This is a genomic window from Brevibacillus sp. SAFN-007a (assembly GCF_051967035.1).
GTDB lineage: Bacteria > Bacillota > Bacilli > Brevibacillales > Brevibacillaceae > Brevibacillus.
Map to the genome: position 1 here is coordinate 96,132 of NZ_JBQCKK010000002.1, position 18,472 is coordinate 114,603.

13 protein-coding genes and 1 riboswitch are annotated in these 18,472 nt (G+C 54.9%); of the genes, 6 read left to right on the top strand and 7 right to left on the bottom strand.

Features of this window, described 5'->3' with window-relative positions; all coding sequences use genetic code 11:
- Positions 1-58 precede the first annotated feature (58 nt).
- From ACTHO6_RS03900 to ACTHO6_RS03910, 3 genes are read right to left on the bottom strand one after another with little or no spacing between them, the layout of a single operon-like run.
- Positions 59-721, bottom strand: a complete 663-nt coding sequence (locus tag ACTHO6_RS03900) for a methionine ABC transporter permease (RefSeq protein ID WP_440239575.1) — start codon at positions 719-721, stop codon at positions 59-61.
- Positions 700-1,758 (bottom strand): methionine ABC transporter ATP-binding protein, encoded by a 1,059-nt coding sequence (locus ACTHO6_RS03905; protein WP_440239577.1) that lies wholly within the window; start codon positions 1,756-1,758, stop codon positions 700-702. Before ACTHO6_RS03905 ends, ACTHO6_RS03900 begins: the two co-directional genes overlap by 22 nt.
- A gap of 41 nt (positions 1,759-1,799) precedes the next feature.
- On the bottom strand, positions 1,800-2,633 hold the full coding sequence (locus ACTHO6_RS03910) for a MetQ/NlpA family ABC transporter substrate-binding protein (RefSeq protein WP_440239579.1): 834 nt from the start codon (positions 2,631-2,633) through the stop codon (positions 1,800-1,802).
- 124 nt (positions 2,634-2,757) lie between these two features.
- Positions 2,758-2,860: riboswitch (SAM riboswitch) on the bottom strand.
- A gap of 194 nt (positions 2,861-3,054) precedes the next feature.
- Here ACTHO6_RS03910 and ACTHO6_RS03915 point away from each other — a divergent pair.
- The 5 genes from ACTHO6_RS03915 to recQ all read left to right on the top strand — a co-directional run bounded on the left by ACTHO6_RS03915 (position 3,055) and on the right by recQ (position 9,923).
- A complete protein-coding gene (locus tag ACTHO6_RS03915) occupies positions 3,055-3,963 on the top strand; it encodes a nucleoside hydrolase (protein ID WP_440240086.1) in 909 nt (302 codons plus the stop codon).
- Between the two features lie 146 nt (positions 3,964-4,109).
- Positions 4,110-5,465, top strand: coding sequence for an MATE family efflux transporter (locus tag ACTHO6_RS03920; protein ID WP_440239581.1), 1,356 nt, complete (start codon positions 4,110-4,112; stop codon positions 5,463-5,465).
- Between the two features lie 196 nt (positions 5,466-5,661).
- The gene (locus ACTHO6_RS03925; protein WP_440239583.1) at positions 5,662-6,339 is read left to right on the top strand and encodes an MgtC/SapB family protein; all 678 of its coding nucleotides are present in this window, start codon (positions 5,662-5,664) and stop codon (positions 6,337-6,339) included.
- 232 nt (positions 6,340-6,571) lie between these two features.
- Positions 6,572-7,960, top strand: coding sequence for a class II fumarate hydratase (gene fumC, locus ACTHO6_RS03930; protein ID WP_440239585.1), 1,389 nt, complete (start codon positions 6,572-6,574; stop codon positions 7,958-7,960).
- A 187-nt stretch (positions 7,961-8,147) separates the two neighbouring features.
- Entirely contained in the window at positions 8,148-9,923 is a 1,776-nt protein-coding gene (recQ, locus tag ACTHO6_RS03935; protein ID WP_440239587.1) for a DNA helicase RecQ, read from the top strand.
- Positions 9,924-10,058: 135 nt separating this feature from the next.
- On the opposite strand, the gene lplT is transcribed toward recQ, so the two are convergent.
- The 4 genes from lplT to ACTHO6_RS03955 form a co-directional block, all read right to left on the bottom strand.
- Positions 10,059-11,249: a lysophospholipid transporter LplT gene (lplT, locus tag ACTHO6_RS03940; protein WP_440239589.1), complete on the bottom strand. Its 1,191-nt coding sequence runs from the start codon at positions 11,247-11,249 to the stop codon at positions 10,059-10,061.
- 1 nt (position 11,250) lies between these two features.
- A complete protein-coding gene (locus ACTHO6_RS03945) occupies positions 11,251-13,359 on the bottom strand; it encodes an AMP-binding protein (RefSeq protein WP_440239591.1) in 2,109 nt (702 codons plus the stop codon).
- 108 nt (positions 13,360-13,467) lie between these two features.
- Positions 13,468-14,106 carry a response regulator transcription factor gene (locus tag ACTHO6_RS03950; RefSeq protein ID WP_440239593.1) on the bottom strand — a complete coding sequence of 213 codons (639 nt, stop codon included), beginning with the start codon at positions 14,104-14,106 and terminating at the stop codon, positions 13,468-13,470.
- Between the two features lie 2 nt (positions 14,107-14,108).
- A complete protein-coding gene (locus ACTHO6_RS03955; protein ID WP_440239595.1) occupies positions 14,109-15,503 on the bottom strand; it encodes a sensor histidine kinase in 1,395 nt (464 codons plus the stop codon).
- A 236-nt stretch (positions 15,504-15,739) separates the two neighbouring features.
- On the opposite strand from ACTHO6_RS03955, the gene ACTHO6_RS03960 reads away from it, so the two are divergent.
- Positions 15,740-18,418, top strand: coding sequence for a sigma-54-dependent transcriptional regulator (locus tag ACTHO6_RS03960; protein ID WP_440239597.1), 2,679 nt, complete (start codon positions 15,740-15,742; stop codon positions 18,416-18,418).
- Positions 18,419-18,472: the final 54 nt, after the last annotated feature.

Below are 18,472 nucleotides of genomic sequence, written 5' to 3' on the forward strand. Positions count from 1 at the left end.
ACAAACAGAAAGCCCCTGACAGGGGGCACTTCAGCAGTCAAGGACTTCCGGGCATCCGCTAGGCGCTTTTTTTCAATTTGCGGGCGACCCAGTTGCCGAGCGTCTGGATCAGTTGCACCAAAACAACAAGGATGATGACGGTTATCACCATGACCTCGATATCCCATTGCTGGTATCCGTAGCGCAGCGCCAGATCGCCCAGGCCGCCAGCGCCGACGGCCCCGGCCATTGCTGTCGCCCCGATCAGACCGATCGTCGCAATCGTCAGGCAGAGGACGATGCCTGGTCTTGCCTCGCGCAGCATGATGCGAAAAACGATCTGTCTGCGGGAGGCCCCCATGGCCTGGTACGCCTCGATGACGCCGCGGTCCACGTCGTGCAGCGCGGTTTCCATCAAACGGGAAATATAGGGAGCCGTGTACACAATCAACGGGACAATGGCGCCTTCAATGCCGATGGAGGTACCGACGATCAGCTCGGTAAACGGGATGATCGCGACCATCAGGATGATAAAAGGCAAGGAGCGCACGATGTTGATGATGGTGTTCAGCGCGTGGTAAATCAACTTGTTCGGAAACAGGTGGTTGCTTTGGGTCACGACCAGGAGGATGCCCAGCGGAATGCCGATCAGCGTCGCAAGGAACAGCGAGACGCCTACCATAATGACGGTTTCTTGCAGGGACTGTCCGAAGACGGGAATCATTTCAGCAAGGCGTTCCATGAGCGTGTGCCCTCCTCTCGTTCTACGATGTCCACTCTGTATACCGATTGACGCAGAAAATGAATGCCCTCCTCGATCGCTTGCTCCTCGCCGGAAATGTGCAACAACAGGATGCCGAGCGCCGTTCCTTTAATCGAAGTAATGGAGCCGTACAGCAAATTGGTGCTGACCGGAAAACGTGCGGACAGTGTGCCCAGTACCGGATCGAGAGCGGCATCCCCGCGAAAGGCTACACGAAGGATTTTCGAGACAGGCCCGGACGGCTTGATTTTGGCCAAAATGTCTCCCGGCACCTCATCGTCGAAGATCGTCTTGATGAAATTGCGCGTCGTCTGTTGCTGGGGATTGCTGAAAATATCCAGTACGCTCCCTTGCTCGATGATGACGCCGTTTTCCATGATGGCGACCTGATCGCATATTTTTTTGATGACTTGCATCTCGTGGGTAATCAGCACGATGGTCAGATTGAACTTGCGATTGATGTCGAGCAAAAGCTCCAATATCGACTCGGTCGTCTGCGGATCGAGGGCGGACGTGGCTTCGTCGCAAAGCAGGATTTCCGGATCGGTGGCAAGCGCGCGGGCAATGCCTACCCGTTGCTTTTGTCCGCCGGACAGCTGCGAAGGATAGGCGTTTGCCTTGTCCGCCAGACCGACGAGGCCCAGCAGATCCTCGACCTTGCGTTTGATGACATCCTTCGGTACACGGTTCATCCGCAAAATTTCCGCTACGTTGTCAAAGACGTTGTAGGAGGAGAGCAGGTTGAAGTGCTGGAAGATAATCCCGATCTTTTTGCGCGCCTGGCGCAGCTCTTTTTCCTTCAGTTCGAGCAGATTTTGCCCGTTGACGACCACTGAGCCGCTTGTCGGCTTTTCCAGCAGGTTAATCGTGCGGAGCAGGGTGCTTTTCCCCGCTCCGCTAAAGCCGATCACGCCGTAGATCTGCCCTTTTTCCACGCGAAGGGATACGCCCTTCAAGGCTTCGACCTGCTTGGCTCCTACCTTGTACGTTTTGTGAATATCAGTCAGCTGTATCATCACCAGTGTCTCCTTGTTGTCGGTTGTTCCCGGCATCGTGATTACCAGGACGGCAGCACGGCTCCTTCAAAGTGTTCTTCGATGAATGTTTTTACTTCTTCCGAGCGGTAGATGTCTACGAGCTTTTTATAGGTCGGGTTGTCTTTGTCTGCTTCGTTGACTGCGATGATGTTGACGTAAGGCGAATCGGACGTTTCCGAGAAGATCGCGTCTTTTTTCGGCGAATAGCCTGCTTCCATGGCAAAGTTGGTATTGATCGAGGCGACTTCCACATTGTTCAGCGAGCGAGCCAGGAACGCAGCTTCCAGCTCCTTGAACTGCAACTTCTTCGGATTTTCCACGATATCCAGCGGGGTGGCGTTGTCTTTCACCCCGTCTTTGAGCTTGATTAGTCCGGCAGCCTGGTAGAGCAAGAGCGCGCGGGCGCGGTTCGTCGGATCGTTTTGGATCCCCACTACGCCGCCTTCCGGAATGTCTTCCACTTTTTTATGCTTGGTAGAGTAGAGGCCCATCGGGAAGGTGACGGTTTTGCCGATTTCGACGATTTTGGTCTTGTGGTCCTGATTGAATTTATCCAGGAACGGGATGGTTTGGAAGCTGTTCAGATCAAGATTTCCTTTGTCGAGAGCTTGGTTAGGTTGCACGTAATCGTTGAACACGACCAGCTCCACGTCGATTCCCTGCCCTTTGGCGACTTCCTTTACTTTGTTGAAAATCTCTTCGTGGGGACCGGCCGTCACGCCGACCTTGATTTTGGTTTGCTGTTCAGCAGAAGCTCCGCCGTTAGCGGAAGCCGCGTCTTGCTTGCCTCCGCAAGCCGTAACGAGGGAGGCAGCCAGCAAAAGTGAAGTGAGCAGTAAGCCTGTCTTTTTCATGAAAATTCCCCTTTTCTTTGGTGTTTGTATCGTTTTGAAAATGGTAACCTGGAAAAGAAAGAGCCTCTTCCGCTGAAGAAGAGGCTGTTACCTGCGCATGCAACATTCACAGTAATCCATGCCTCTCTTATCTGTCGGAATGTTTTCCGCTGGATTTGGCACCATATCGGTTGCGATAGGTTGCCGAGGTGTCATTGGGCCAGTCCCTCGACCTCTCTTTATAAGAGAAGGAGCGTATATTCAGTTGCTGGAAAATAACCAATAATTCATAGTTGGTTAGTTGGATTATAGCTTGCCACTCTCCACCTGTCAATTGTTTTTCCAAATGAACTTTTTCATTCGCGTCCAGTCAGGCATGATGGAGGGGAGGCATCAGGCGAATGTCTTTTCAAACGAAGGAGGACGTTTTGTGGAGCAAAACATGATTGTGGATGTCGATACGGGAATGGATGACGCGCTGGGAATCATGTTGGCGGTCAAGAGCGGTGGATGTGAGGTAAAGGGGATCACGACCGTAAGCGGCAACGTCCCCCTTGAAAAAGCGACAGAAAATACGTGCAAAATCCTCGATTTTTTGCAGGCGGGCGCAAAAATTCCTGTCATTCCGGGAGCCTCCCGGCCGCTTTTGCGTGAGCATCGTCTTCATGGGGAGGACGGACTTGGCCGGGCTTTACAAGAGACAGAGGCGAAGACGCAGCCGGCAGACGGCTTTGCGCCTGATTTTATTTGCGAGCAAGTGCTGGCCCAGCCCGGGAGCGTCACGCTTGTCATGACGGGGCCGCTCACCAATCTGGCTGTGGCTGTCCAAAAGTGCCCCGAACTGGTCAGGCATGTGAAGGAAGTCGTGTTTATGGGCGGCGCGGTGACCACGCAAGGAAATGTGACCCCGGTAGCCGAGTACAACATGTATGTCGATCCGGAAGCGGCCAAGATTGTCTTTCATGCCGGATTTCCGCAATTGACATTGGTCGGGCTGGATGTGACACGACGAGTCCTGTTGAACGAAGAGCATATCCGGGAGCTGGGCGATACGCCCATCGGCCGCTTTGTGCAGCAATGCACGTCCGACTACCTGAACCGCAGCTTCGAGCGCAACGGCGCGCGTGTCTGCGCCTTGCACGATCCGCTGGCTGTAGCGGTGGCGCTGGACCGCTCGCTGGTGCAAACGCAAAAGCTGTACGTCGATATCGAGACGAAAAGCGAGCTTTGTGACGGGCAAACCGTTTGCGACTTTCAGAACCGCCTGAAAAAAGAGCCGAACATGAACGTCTGTCTGGACGTAGATGCAGCTGCGTTCTTCGCGCGTTTTATCAGAACATTGAAACAGTGAGTTTTCTTTCGTGTTGTCTGCCATTTTATTATGCTAGACTGCCTTTTTGTGCTACAGTGCATAGAGAAGCTTTTTTCCGTGTTTTTCAAAGCGTTTTTGCGCTATTTTTCGCGTGTATATTTTTATGTAAATGAGGACGAACAACCATGCATCAGACCCATTCGTTACAAGAAAAATGGCGGCAGTTTCTGGTGGTGCTGCTGCCTATCCTGATATCGCAGTTGGCGCTCTTTTCCATGACCTTTGCCGACACGATCATGTCCGGGCACGCCAGCCCGACTGATTTGGCCGGGGTGGCGATCGGGGCCAGTCTGTGGACGCCTGTGCAAGCAGGCTTGACGGGCATTCTCATGGCCGTGATGCCGATGGTGGCGCAAATGATCGGAGCGCAACGCAAAGACCAGGTGCCCTACACGGTCATGCAAGCTCTGTACCTGGGCGTGGCGATTGCTTTCGGGGTGCTGGTTATCGGCGGACTGGCGCTTGATCCGGTTTTGAACAGCATGCAGCTGGAGAGCGAAGTCAGACACATTGCCCGCGGCTTCCTGCATGCCATTGCCATCGGGATTGTGCCTTTGTTCCTTTACACCGTCATTCGCTGTTTTATCGACGCATTGGGGGAGACGAGAATCACCATGTTCATTACGCTGCTCTCGCTGCCCATCAACGTCGTGCTGAACTACGCCCTGATTTTCGGCAACTTCGGCTTGCCGCGCCTGGGCGGGATCGGGGCGGGCTACGCCTCTGCCTTGACCTACTGGTGTATTTTGCTGGTGAGCTTGTTTGTCGTTCGGCGCGTGCAGCCCTTTACCGATTTCGGGATGTTCCGCCAGTTTTATCGCGTCTCCTTGAGCGCCTGGAAAGAGCTGCTCAAGCTCGGTTTGCCGATCGGCTTTTCGATCTTTTTCGAGGTGAGCATTTTTGCCGCTGTGACCTTGCTCATGAGCGAGTACAGCACGGTGACGATTGCGGCGCACCAGGCGGCGATGAACTTCGCTTCGTTCATTTACATGGTTCCGCTCAGCATCTCCATGGCTTTGACCATTGTGGTCGGCTTCGAGGTAGGGGCGAAGCGGTTTCGCGACGCCAAGCAGTACAGCTATTTGGGCATCGGGATTGCCACGGGACTTGCTTTGCTGTTCGGCGCAGGGCTCTTGGTATTCAACAGGCAGGTTGCCGGAATTTATACGACCGACATGGCGGTTTTGGAGCTTGCGCAGCACTTCCTGATGTACTCGATCCTGTTTTTGATCTCCGATGCGGTGGCCGCTCCCATCCAAGGGATTTTGCGCGGATACAAGGATGTGACGGTTACATTTATCGTTGCGCTGATCTCGTACTGGGTCATCGGGTTGCCGCTCGGCTACGTTCTGGCGCAGTACACCTCGCTGGCTGCCTTCGGCTACTGGATCGGCTTGATTACAGGTTTGGCGGCAGGTGCGATCTTCCTGTTCGGGCGTCTGTTGTCCTTGCAAAAACGCATGATACGCAGCACCCCGTAACCAAACACGGTGCAACGAAAGCGGGAAATCTCCGGACAAGGAGTTTCCCGTTTTTTGCATGAACACAGAGAGGCGAGCTTACACTATGAGCAGCCCGTGAAAAATTTCTCTCCTAATTTTCAAGGAGAGCGTATATACTTTTTAGTAGAGTGATGGTAGAAAAGCTGACATTGAAGGAAAGGGGGAGGAGAAACGCATGACCTATGATTTTTTGATGAAGCTGGGGATCGCGATGTTTCTGGGCTTGCTGATCGGGGTAGACAGGCAGCTCAAGCACAAGCCGCTTGGCGTGAAAACAAGCATGGTCATATCCGTGGCAAGCTGCCTGATTACGATTGTCTCGATTGAGTCGGTACACCGGTTCTCCTTGCCTGGACACACCAACATGGACCCGCTGCGCCTGGCCGCACAAATCGTGAGCGGCGTCGGTTTTCTCGGTGCCGGCGTCATTTTGCGCAGAAGCAATGATGTAATCTCCGGGCTGACCACGGCTTCCTTGGTCTGGGCGGCCTCCGGACTGGGAATTGCCGTAGGCGCTGGCTATTATTACGAGGCGGTGACAGCGACCATCTTGATTATTTTGGCGATCAACCTGTTTCCGTTCATTCTCAAGTGGATTGGTCCCGAGTCTTTGCGCCAGCGGGATTTGTCGATCAAGATTGTAGTCGAAGCCGGTGGCGATCTGGACGGTGTTTTCAAACAGATCAAGCATATCGACCTTCAGGTGAAGAGAGTCAAGGTGAAAGACCTGGACAACGGGCAGAAAAAACTGGAAATGTTGATTACCGCTGCCGAGAGCACCTATACGACCGACATTTACAGCTTGCTGAAGGCAGTCGATCACGTGATTTCCGTCGAAGTAGAGAGCAGATGATGACGTCAACCAGAACCGCGGTTTGCCGAGAGAGGGCGCTGCGGTTTTTTCTTCGAGTCCTCTGGGCAGGAATCACCACGCCAAGGATATTGCGTGATATTTTATACACTTCTCCTCTTGCTAACAAGAATGAAAATCATTATCATTTTTAATGAATACGTCTGCGCTTCTATCCAACAGGAAGAAGTGGACATGATATAGAGAGGCAATCATTCATAGAGGAGGATGCGAGATGGAATTTCGGATCGAAAAAGACACGTTGGGTGAAATGAAAGTGCCTGCGGACAAGCTGTGGGGGGCGCAAACGCAGCGCAGCTTCCAAAACTTCGAGATCGGCGAGGAGAAAATGCCGCTTGAGGTTATCCGCATGTTTGCCATCCTGAAACGAAGCGCGGCCCTGGCGAACCAAAAGCTGGGCAAGCTGGACGCAGAAAAGGCGGAAGCGATCGTCACGGCAGCCGACGAAGTCATTGCCGGAAAATGGGACGATCACTTCCCGCTGGTGGTTTGGCAAACCGGAAGCGGCACCCAATCGAACATGAACGTCAATGAAGTGATTGCTCGCCGCGCCAACCAGCTGCTGGAGGAAAAAGGAAGCAGCGCGCGAATCCATGCCAACGACGACGTGAACAAATCGCAAAGCTCCAACGATACATTCCCGACAGCCATGCACATGGCGGGACTGGTAGCCATCGAAGATCAGGTACTGCCTGCGCTGGCGCTGCTCAAGAAAACGCTGAAAGAGAAAAGCGAAGCCTACATAGACATCATCAAAATCGGCCGGACGCATTTGCAGGATGCCACTCCGCTGACACTGGGCCAGGAAATCAGCGGCTGGGTGCGCATGCTGGAAAAAACCGAGAAAATGATTCAGGAAAGCAGCGAGTATTTGCGTGAGCTGGCGATTGGCGGTACGGCTGTCGGAACCGGCATCAACGCCCATCCGCGCTTCGGGGAAATGGTCGCTGCGGAAATCAGCGAAGCGATCGGCAAAACATTCGTGACCGCCGAAAACAAATTCCATGCGCTGACCAGCCACGACGAGCTTGTTCACGTACACGGAGCGTTGAAAGCGCTGGCCGCCGACCTGATGAAGATTGCCAACGACGTCAGATGGCTGGCGAGCGGACCGCGTTGCGGAATCGGCGAAATCGTCATCCCTGCCAACGAGCCGGGCAGCTCCATCATGCCAGGAAAAGTGAACCCGACGCAGAGCGAAGCGATGACAATGGTAGCGTGCCAGGTAATGGGCAACGATGCCGCGATCGGCTTTGCCGCCAGCCAAGGGAATTTCGAACTGAACGTGTTCAAGCCAGTCATCATTTACAACTTCCTGCAATCGGCCCGACTGCTCGCGGACGCCATGAAGTCCTTCAACGACCATTGCGCGGTCGGTATTGAGCCGAACCTGTCTGTCATCCAGGAGAACCTGAACAACTCCCTGATGCTTGTCACCGCCCTGAACCCGCATATCGGCTACGAAAACGCAGCAGCCGTGGCCAAGCTGGCGCACAAGGAAGGCATCACGCTCAAGGAAGCGGCCATCAAGAGCAACCTGCTGACCGAAGAACAGTTCGACCAGATCGTACGCCCTGAGCAGATGATTCATCCGAAAGAATAAGAGAAAGAGGATGTATAAGCCGATGGTATCCACGCCATCGGCTTTTCTCTATCAGGGCAGCCGATGGAGGCTTTCGGTCGGTTTGCGGGGCTGTTGTAGCGTCGTCTGCTTGTTTTGTCCCGACACCTATGGTTACATGAATAGAAAACACAGAGAACCATTCTATCGGAAGAGCAGGTGATTCTGGTTGTTACAGAAGGCGCAAGAGGTCTTGCAAAAATACTTTGGCTACGAATCGTTTCGCGAGGGGCAAAAGAAGATAATCGAGAGCCTGCTGTCAGGCCACGACACGATCGGCATCATGCCGACCGGCGGGGGAAAATCCATCTGCTATCAGGTGCCGGCCATGCTGTTCGACGGCGTCACCATTGTCATTTCGCCGCTCATCTCGCTAATGAAGGACCAGGTAGACGTACTGGTCAGCATGGGCATTGCGGCTACGCAGATCAACAGCTCGCTCGACTACAGCGAGGTGCGCGAGCGCCTGCGGATGGCGGCGCGCAGGGAGTACAAGCTGCTCTACATCGCTCCGGAGCGCCTCGAATCGGAAACGTTTCAAAAATGGATTCGCGACGTGCCGATATCGTTCATCGCTGTCGACGAGGCGCACTGTGTCTCGCAGTGGGGCCACGATTTCCGCCCCAGCTATCTGGAGATCGCCCGCTTTTTGCGCACGCTGCCAGAGCGTCCGATCGTCGCGGCCCTCACAGCGACGGCGACGCCGGAGGTTACGGCCGATATCAAGCGCCAGCTCGCTCTGGAGGATGAGCGCCTTTTCATCACGGGCTTTGGCCGGGACAACCTGATCCTGTCGGTGCGCAAAGGGGAAAACCGCCGCGAGTTTATCCAGGCGTACCTGAAAGCGAACAAGCAGCAGGCCGGGATTATTTACGCCGCCACGCGAAAAGACGTCGATGCGCTGCATGCCGACCTCGCGAAGCGCGGCTTTTCGGTCACCAAATACCACGCCGGGCTGTCCGAGGAAGAGCGGGCAGCAAATCAGGAAGCGTTTCTGTTCGATGACGTCCGCACGATGGTCGCGACCAACGCATTCGGAATGGGCATCGACAAGTCCAATGTGCGCTACGTCATTCACTACAACATGCCGAAAAACCTGGAGGCGTACTACCAGGAAGCAGGACGGGCCGGACGCGACGGCGAGCCGAGCGAGTGCATTTTGTTGTACCAGCCGCAGGACATCCAGACCCAGTCGTTTTTTATCGAGCAAAACCAGCTGACCGACGAGCGCAAGGAGCACGAGTACAAAAAGCTGTACGCCATGGTCGACTACTGCCGGACCCCGCGCTGCCTCCAACAGTACATCGTGCAGTATTTCGGCGAGACAGAGGCACCTGCGTGCGGCCGCTGCCACAACTGCACGGACGACACGGAGCTGACCGACATCACGCTCGAAGCGCAAAAAATCTTTTCCTGCGTCAAACGAATGCGGGAGCGCTTCGGCGCGGCACTGGTCGCCCAGGTGCTCAAAGGCTCGAAAAACAAGAAGGTTGCGCAGTTCCAGTTCGATCAGCTTCCGACTTACGGGCTGATGAAGGAGTACAAGGAAAAAGAGATCGCCGACCTGATCCAGCTTCTCATCGCCGAAGGATACTTGCAGGTGACAGAGAGCCAATACCCGATCGTGAAGCTGGGCGAGCGGGCGCTTCCCGTGCTCAAGGGCGAGGAGCGCGTCGTGCAAAAAATCTCGCTCCGCCCTGTGGCGCTCGCAGAGGACGACGAGCTGTTCGAGCAGCTGCGTGCGCTGCGCAAGGAAATCTCGCAGCGCGAAGGCGTGCCGCCATACGTTATTTTCCACGACAGCACGTTGAAGGAAATGAGCAGCCTCTGCCCGACCGACAAAGAGGCGATGCTCCAGATCAAAGGCGTGGGCGAAGCCAAGTTTGACAAGTACGGCCACCTTTTCCTGGAGTGCTTGCAAAACTACGCCGCCGTCAAGCCGTGACGTTCATTGTCACGGCTTTTCGCTATGGTAGCGGTGGCCAAAACCAAAGCCGTGACGCTGACTATCACGGCTTTTGCTACTTTATGCACGGGCGCCATCCACTCACGCACGCAGCAGTCTTCTCTTTCCCCCGCTTTAGCCCGCGATTCTCCTGCGATGCTTCATCAGATACAGCAGAAAAGCCAGCAGCAGCAACCCTTGGGCGACAATCGCGCCGGAGATGGAGGCGCCCAGGTAGACGACCAGGTAGTAAATCCCCGACCCGACAGCCATCAAAACGTTTTCGATAAAATTTTGAATCGCAATCGTCTTGCCGGAGCCGACCATCTTTTTGCCCTCGTCCTGCAAGATCGTATTCATCGGAATGATGAACACCCCGCCCATGAACCCGACCAAGAGCAGCAGGCAGATCGCGATGACAGTAACGTGAATCCACGGAAACAGCACGATGACGAGAAACATGCCGAAGCCGTAGCTGACCGAGCGGGTGAACCGGGACAGCGGAATCAGCCGCGGCGCGAGAAAAGCGCCGATGATGATCCCGATTGACGTCGTAGCCAGGATCAGCGAGACAAAAAAGCTTTGCGGGTTCATCCCGAGCGCGGCGGGTATCCAGGCCAGCACGGCGACCCGCAGCACAGCCGAGCTCATCCAGAAGGCTCCGGTGCCGATCAGGGCAAAGTTCGTTTCCGCACGGTTCATCAGGTGCTGGAAGTCGATGAAAAAGCGGCGAGCTTCCGCACCGTAGCGAATCGCGGCGTTCCCTTTCAGGCGCGGGATGAAAAAGGTCACGCCCAGCGACAGCAGGTAGAGGATGAGGCAGATGCTGGAGGAGAACAGCGGCGCGGTCATGGAAGCGATCGCTCCGCCTCCGCCGATTCCGGTCAAGATCGCGACGATGGTGTACGCCTCGATGCGTGCGTTGGCCTGGAACAGCTCCTGCTCATTCCGAGTCAGCTCTGGCAGGATGCCGTACTTGGCAGGCGAGTAGACAACCGCGCCGACCCCCACCGTAAAGTAGCAGAGCATCAGCAGCAAAATGCTGGAGTGGTCGATGACCAAGAGCAGCACGATGCCGAGCGCTTTTATCAGGTTGCCGATCACCAGAACGAACGATTTGGCGTGTTTGTCGGCAAAAGGCCCGACGAGCGGAGCCAGAAAAACGTACGGCAGAAAAAAGGAAATGGAAACGAGTGCGAGCATTGCGGGAGAAAAGCCGTTCTCCCGCAGCAGGTTGGCAATGACAAACAAGATCATGTTGTCGGCAAAGGCCGAGAGAAATTGCGTGAAATACAGGGCTTGCAGCGGTTGCAGTCGCATCTTCACATCAGTTTCCTCCACTTTCCGCCAGTTGTTTCAGACTGACGTAGTCCGTTTTTCCGCTCCCGAGAAGTGGCAGCGCCTTGATTACCTGCATCGTGCCGGGAATGAGCAGCGGCGAGTATTGCTTTTCCGTCAAATACGCGCGCAGTTGGCTGAGCTGAACGGTTTCATCTGTAGTGAACAGCAGGACGCGCTCGCCTTTTCGCTGGTCGTTGACGGTGATCGCGGCAAAGGCGGAGTGACCGAAGCATTGCATGGCCAGTTCTTCCACCAGATTGAGCGACACCATCTCGCCGCCGATTTTGGCAAAACGTTTCAGGCGGGACTGAATGCTGAGAAAGCCTTCCTTGTCAGCCGTCACCAGATCGCCAGTGCGGTACCATTCCCCGGCGGGCACGAAGCCCTTGCCGTGAATCAGGTAGCCTTTCATGACGTTCGGGCCTTTGACGAGCAGCTCTCCGCCTTCGTCGATGCCTGCGACCGGGTCCAGCCGATAGCTCATGCCGGGCACCAGCCGTCCTACAGTGCCGGGTTTGTTGGCGAGCGGCGTGTTGAGGGCGAGAATCGGAGCCGTTTCGGTCGCGCCGTAGCCTTCGAAAATCCGCACGCCGAACTTATCCATCCACAGCTTGCGCACGTCGTCCTTCAGCTTCTCTGCGCCTGCGAACACATAGCGCAAAGAGTAGAAGTTGTACGGGTGCGCCATCCGGCCGTAGCCAGCCATGAACGTCGAGGTTCCGAACAAAATGGTCGCGTTCTGATCGTACACCAGCTCTGCAATCGCCTTGTAGTGCAGCGGGCTCGGATACAGATACACCGGAATGCCTTTGATGACGGGCAAAAGCGTGCCGGCAGTCAGCCCGAAGCTGTGGAACATCGGCAAGGCGTTGAAAAACTTGTCGCGGCTGGTAATGTCGATCATGCTGGTCACTTGCTGGATGTTCGCGTACAGATTGGTGTGCGTCAGCACGACACCCTTTGGCTTGCTTTCGCTGCCGGATGTGAACAGAATCAGCTCGTTGGTGCTTGGCGCGGCCTTTCGCTTCGTCACATAAGCGGCGAGGGCAGCCAGCTTGTCAAAAGCAGTCGCCGACGCTTTCAAATCTTCCAGGTAAATGATCTGCACGCTCGGCGACAGGCCCGCGATGATAAGCTCCAGCTTGCCTTTTTCGATGAAGGCGCGCGAGGTCAGGATCGTATCGAGATGCGCTGTCTCGCAGCAGTCGAGCAGCGAGCGGATGCCGAGCGAAAAGTTCAGGATCGCTGGTGTTTTCCCGATGCAAAACAGCGCCAGCAACGTAACCAGATGCCCGACCGAGTTGGGGAGGAATACGCCGACGGCCGCCTTCCCCCTCAAAGGCTGTAGCAGCTTGTTGCCGAGCAGGTAACTGCCGATGAGCAGGGTGCGATAGTTGATAGCCGAGGTCAGGTCTTTGGCGATCTCCATTTTTGGCCCGTTGAGGCGGGCGGCTGCCAGCACTTCATCGAACAGGTTGACGTTTTGCTTCATCCGGCTATGGAACAGTTCCTCCTGCATGGTGCGCAGGATCAGGTCATTGGCCGACGCCTTTTGTTCACGCATGGAGCGGTTTTCGTCGCGGTCGATGGTGAACGGCGTGCCCACAGTCATCGTAATGGCGGGAAACAGTGAGCAGCGCAGCTTGCCTTGCAAATAGGAGAAGAGCGAGCGCTCCAGTCCGTTGATTGCGATCGGGTAGACGGTTGCGCCTGTTCTCATGGCGAGGTAGCCGACGCCGCTGTAAATTTTCATCAGGCCGCCTGTTGTGGTGATGCGGCCTTCCGGGAAAATGACCAGTGTCTCTCCTTTGCGGATGACTCGCAGCATGTGGCGAATCGAGTACGGGTTGAGCGGGTCGATTGCGATATGCTTGCGGAAGCGCAGGAAAAAGGCAAACCGCTTGGCAATCTCGGTGTTGACGACAAAGGTAGCTTTCTTCGGCAGGCAAAAGGAAAGCAGTACCGCATCAAGCAGGGAGACGTGGTTGGGAATGAGGAGCGACGGTTTTGTCAGGTCGATTTTGTTTACACCGTGAATGCGCGGCCGAAACCACAGCAGCAAAATCATTTTCAGGAAGGCATGAATGAGGACCATGTAGACCACACCTTTTCAAAGGGGAATGGTGTTGCTTTATAGTCCTCATTGTAAGGAGCGGGGGGAGTAAAAAAAGTACCAACATTCATTGGTACCTGGTCATAATACCTAGAATAGCTTTTTCTGGCTGGCTTTTGCGGCCGCTTCCTTGCTTGTTTTGACGCCCATTTTTTTCAGGATGCGGTTGATGTGGTTTTTGATGGTCCGCTTGGTGATGTGCAGGGACTGCTCGATTTGCGTCTGCGTCTTTCCCTGGTGGATCAGTTGCAGAATATCTTTTTCGGCAGGGGAGAGAAGCTTCCGGTTTTCTTCGTTTTTCAGCCGCAAAAACTCGTTGCGCAAAGCGGCCGCTGCTGTCGGGTGAATCGCGGACTGCTGGTTGTGGGCAGCGCGGATGGCGTCGGGAATTTCCTTGAAGCTGGACTTGCTGATGTAGTTGACGGCGCCGGCAGAAAAGGACTCGACAATCACATCCTCGGCGGTCAAGGACGTGAGCATGATGATTTTGCAGCCTGCCTCAAGCGCAATCAGCTCCATCGCGGTTTCGATGCCGTCGAGATTGTTTTCGGTCAGGTTGATGTCCATCAGGACGACGTCGGCTTTTGCTGCCAAAAAGCGCTCGGTCGCTTCCGCCTTGGTGCCTGCTTCGCCGACAACAGTCAGGTCGGCTTCTTTGTTCAGGTAGTCGACCAGTCCTTTTCGCCAGACAGGGTCGTCCTCGACGAGAAATACTTTGATCGTCTCCATGTTCATTTCCCCCCTTCTGTTTGGGTAGAGCCTGTCAGGACGCGTTTTTTCGGAAAGAACAAAAACACCGTCGTTCCTTTTCCTGGCTCGCTGTATATCTCCAGCATTCCCTGATGCTTTTGCATGACGTTATAGCAATAGGAAAGTCCGAGGCCGAAGTTTTGGCCGGTTCGTTTGGTAGAGAAAAAAGGGTCGAGCACATGCGGCAAATTTTCCTTGGAGATGCCTGTACCCGTATCCGCGACGGCGATGACGAGGTGGCGGTTGGACAAAAACAGTTGCAGGGTGAGCTTGCCGCCCGACTTCATCGCTTCGATCGCGTTCATGCACAAATTGGTGAGAATTTCCCGAAGCTGCACGGGATCGCCATACAGGTGAAGGCTCTCATCCAGCTCGCATTCCACCAGCACCTGCTGCTTTTCCATGTAGGGCTTCAAGTTTTGAATGACTTGCCTGATGATCTCGCCAGGTGCGCTGGATGATTCGCGCAGCTCGACGTCGCGAAGCTGGTTTTGAATCCGGTTCATCATGTCGAGCATGTGCTGGGAGGATTGCAGGAGGACGAGCGCGTCCTCCTTTAGTTTCGGCTGGTTTGTTTCCTCCGCGTACGTTTCGATCCGATCGGCGTACAACGAGATTTTGCCCACTTCGTTTTTGATCGTGTGGTTCATGATTTGCGCGCCTGACGTGAGGGCGCGCAACGTGCTGTCCAGACGCCTTTTTTCTACGCGGAGCCGGACGCCCAAAAAGCCGTATTTCAAACTGATGGCAACAATCAAAATGAACTGGATCGCGACGACCAGCATGTTGTAGCGCCATGCTTCGTAATCGTTCTGAATGCGCATGACGTAGATGAAAATAAAGACGAAAAAGAGCGGGACGATGATTAAGACGTTCGTGAAAAAGCTGTTCTTTTTGACCAACGGGTCTTTCTCGTTCCGGTACTGTATGATGAGCAGCGTGCAGGCGATCAGAAAAAAGGGAATGACCCATGCCACCATGATCCAGTAATTGAAGCTCAGTACAGGATAAATGGGGGTGATCGCGAGCATCAGAAGCGGCAGGCAGAGCGCAGCGAACGGGGCTATCAGCTTTGTTCGGCGGGTGAGAAATTCCGCCGAATGGACGGCGAACATGAGAAATGAATAAGGCAACCCGACCTGACAGATGAAGGACGACAAGCGACTGAAGAAAAGCAAAGTCTGCTCGGTACCGTGATTCATGGTGAAAGCATCGGCCCAAAGAGGCATGACCGTCTCTTCAATGACCGCAGAGAGGAAGCCGCATCCTCCGATGAATGCAGTGGCGCAGGCCCAGCGGATCGACGTGCGCTTCGGGTCCGTGAACAGGACCAATAGCCCTAGCGCCCATATGGTGAATAAGATGAAAACCATCATGGCAAGCGATCTCCTGTGTCCGTCATGTTACACCCATTATAGCGTACCTGTGAGGCAGAAAACGAAAATGAATCGATTACAAAAAAATGGGTAAGCAGCCATCCTTTTCTCAGAGAAGGGTGGCTGTTTATTTTGCCGGGATGAGGCGTGTCCATCCAGCATATTCATAGGTAAGAAGCTTTTTCCAGTATAGCGTAAAAATGAAAACGAATCCGTTGTGTGGCAGGTGAACAGTGGTGAAACGAGTCGATTTCATTTACCAGAAGCTGCTTGAGTCCGGTCCCGGAAAAAAGGTCAGCGCAGGCGAGCTGGCCGAGCTGTTGGGCCTGAGCCGCGCGAATGTGAGCAGCGATTTGAATCGCTTATGGAGGGAAGGGCGCATTGAAAAAGAAGAGGGGCGTCCGACTCGGTTTTCTGTGAAGCAAGCGAAAGACTCGCTTTATTTGGCGCAAACGGCATTGGACAGGCTGGCGAAAACGAACAAAAGCCTGATGACCCGCATCGAGCAGGCGAAGGCAGCGGTGCTGTATCCGCCGCGCGGGATGCACTGTCTGATTTTGGGCGAAACGGGAGTAGGCAAGTCGTGGTTTGCGGGGATGATCCACGAGTTTGCCGTCGATATCGGTCGGCTGGACAAGGGGGCGCCCTTTGTCGTGTTTAACTGCGCCGACTACGCCAACAACCCGCAGCTTTTAATCAGCCAACTGTTCGGGGTCAAAAAAGGGGCGTACACCGGAGCGGAGATGGACCGCAAAGGGCTGGTGGAAAAGGCGGACGGCGGGATTTTGTTTCTCGATGAGGTTCACCGCTTGCCGGCAGAGGGGCAGGAAATCTTTTTTACGTTCATGGACAAAGGGACGTTCCGCCGGGTCGGGGAAACAGAGGTGGAGCGTTCCGCGCAGGTGCAAATCGTCATGGCAACGACGGAAAATCCGGAATCCAGCCTGCTCAAGACGTTCATGCGCCGCATCCCGATGGTCATCAAGCTGCCTTCCCTGGTGGAGCGGGACATGGAGGAGCGCTTCGGGCTTATCCTGGAAATTTTCCGCGAAGAAGCGTTTCGGCTGGGGCGGGAAATTCAGATCTCGGCAAGCGTCGTGCAAGCGTTTCTCTGCTATCATTGCCCGAACAATATCGGCCAGTTGAAGACAGATATCCAGCTGACCTGTGCCAGCGCTTATGCCGAATTTATTTCCTTGAAGAAAAATTTGCTGCAAGTCTCTATTCAGGACGTTCCGCATCACGTCAAGCAAGGGCTGCTTTTGGCCAAAGACTATCGCCAGGAGCTGGAGGCGCTGATCGGCACCGAGCGCAAATGCTTTGTGGTGCAGCCCTCCGAGGAAAGCATCTGGTTTGGCGGCGAGTCGGAGAATGCCGCCGACAGCGTCTACGAGAAGATCGAGCAGAAAATATACGAGCTGCAAAACCAGGGGGTCAGCGAGGAAGAGCTGGAATTCGATATCGAGCATTACTTCACCACGTTTATCAAAGGGGTTCATCAGCGCATCAACAAAGGCGACATGGCGCGAATTATTGATCCGCTTATCATTCACCTCGTCGAAGACATCGTGCGCTATGCCGAGGCGAAGCTGGAGAAGGTTTTGAGCCAAAAGGTCATCTTCGGCCTGGCGCTGCACATCCAGACGTCGAAGGAGCGGCTGTCGCAAGGAAAGCAAATCGTCCACCCGCACATCAACAGCGTGCGGCTCAAATACAAACGGGAGTTTGCCGTAGCGCTGGAGTGCGTGCGCATGATCGAGGAAGCGCTGCTGATGGACTTGCCCATTGGCGAAGCGGGCTACTTGACCATGTTTTTCGTGCTGGATGACGAGAGCATGCAGGAGGAGAGGGAAACAGTCGGTGTCCTGGTCATCACGCACGGCAGCGGGGGAGCGACGGCGATGGTCGACGTGACCAACCGTTTGCTGGTCACCCAGTACGCGCGTGCCATCGACCTGCCGCTGGAGGAAGACTCGCTGGTCGTCCTGGAGCAAGCGATCAAGACAGCGCGGGAAATCGGAAGCGCAGCCGGGCTGCTTTTGCTCGTCGACATGGGCTCGCTGCTGGGATTCGGGGAGGCCATCGAAAAGGAGCTGGGCATTCCCGTCAAGGTGGTGCCGATGGTGAGCACCCCCCATGTGATCGAGGCGACGCGCAAAGCGATGCTGGGACATTCGCTGGACGATGTGTACCGCGATGTCGTCGGCATTTCGATGGGGCAGCGGGAGGAACTGCCCAAGGAAGCGACAGACGTGTCGGTACCGGCCTTGACGATCGTAGCGGCCTGCCTGTCCGGCGAGGGCAGCGCGCTTTTTTTGAAAAAGCTGCTCGAATCGAAGCTGCGCTACGACGAGAAGCTGCTGGAATTCGTCCCGCTGCAGCTCATGGACAAAGGGCAAGCGAAAAATCGGTTGAAAAAGCTCAAGGAGGAGCGGACGGTTCTCTGCGTCGTGAGCAACTACATGCTGGATCGCGACTTGCGCTGCTACAGCATGGACGATGTAGTGAACGGCGAGGCGCTGTCCGACATCCAGCAGCTGATTGATCTGGAAGAAGCTTATGTGAAGATGAAGGAATCGCTCAGGGAGCACCTGAAAATGGTGAGGGGCCAAGACATTCTCGATGACGTCAGGACGTGTGTGGCGCGCATGGAGGAGCGGCTTGTCAGCAAGCTGGTTTTCGATACGCGAATCGGGGCCTATCTGCACATCTGCTGCCTGGTGGATCGGCTGAAAGCCGGGGAGCGCTCCGTAGCCTATACCGACAAGGTGCCGTTTTTGGCGGAAAACCGCAAGCTGTACAGCCTGATTCGCCATGAGCTACAGCCGTTGGAGGACAAATACGACGCGGTTCTCAGCGAGGATGATGTGTGTTTCGTCATGAATTTCTTCCTGCACAATAAAACGCTGGTGTAGCTAGTGTTTTATTTTTTGTCTGTTTTGGCTCTGTCACCAAAACACTACAGCGCT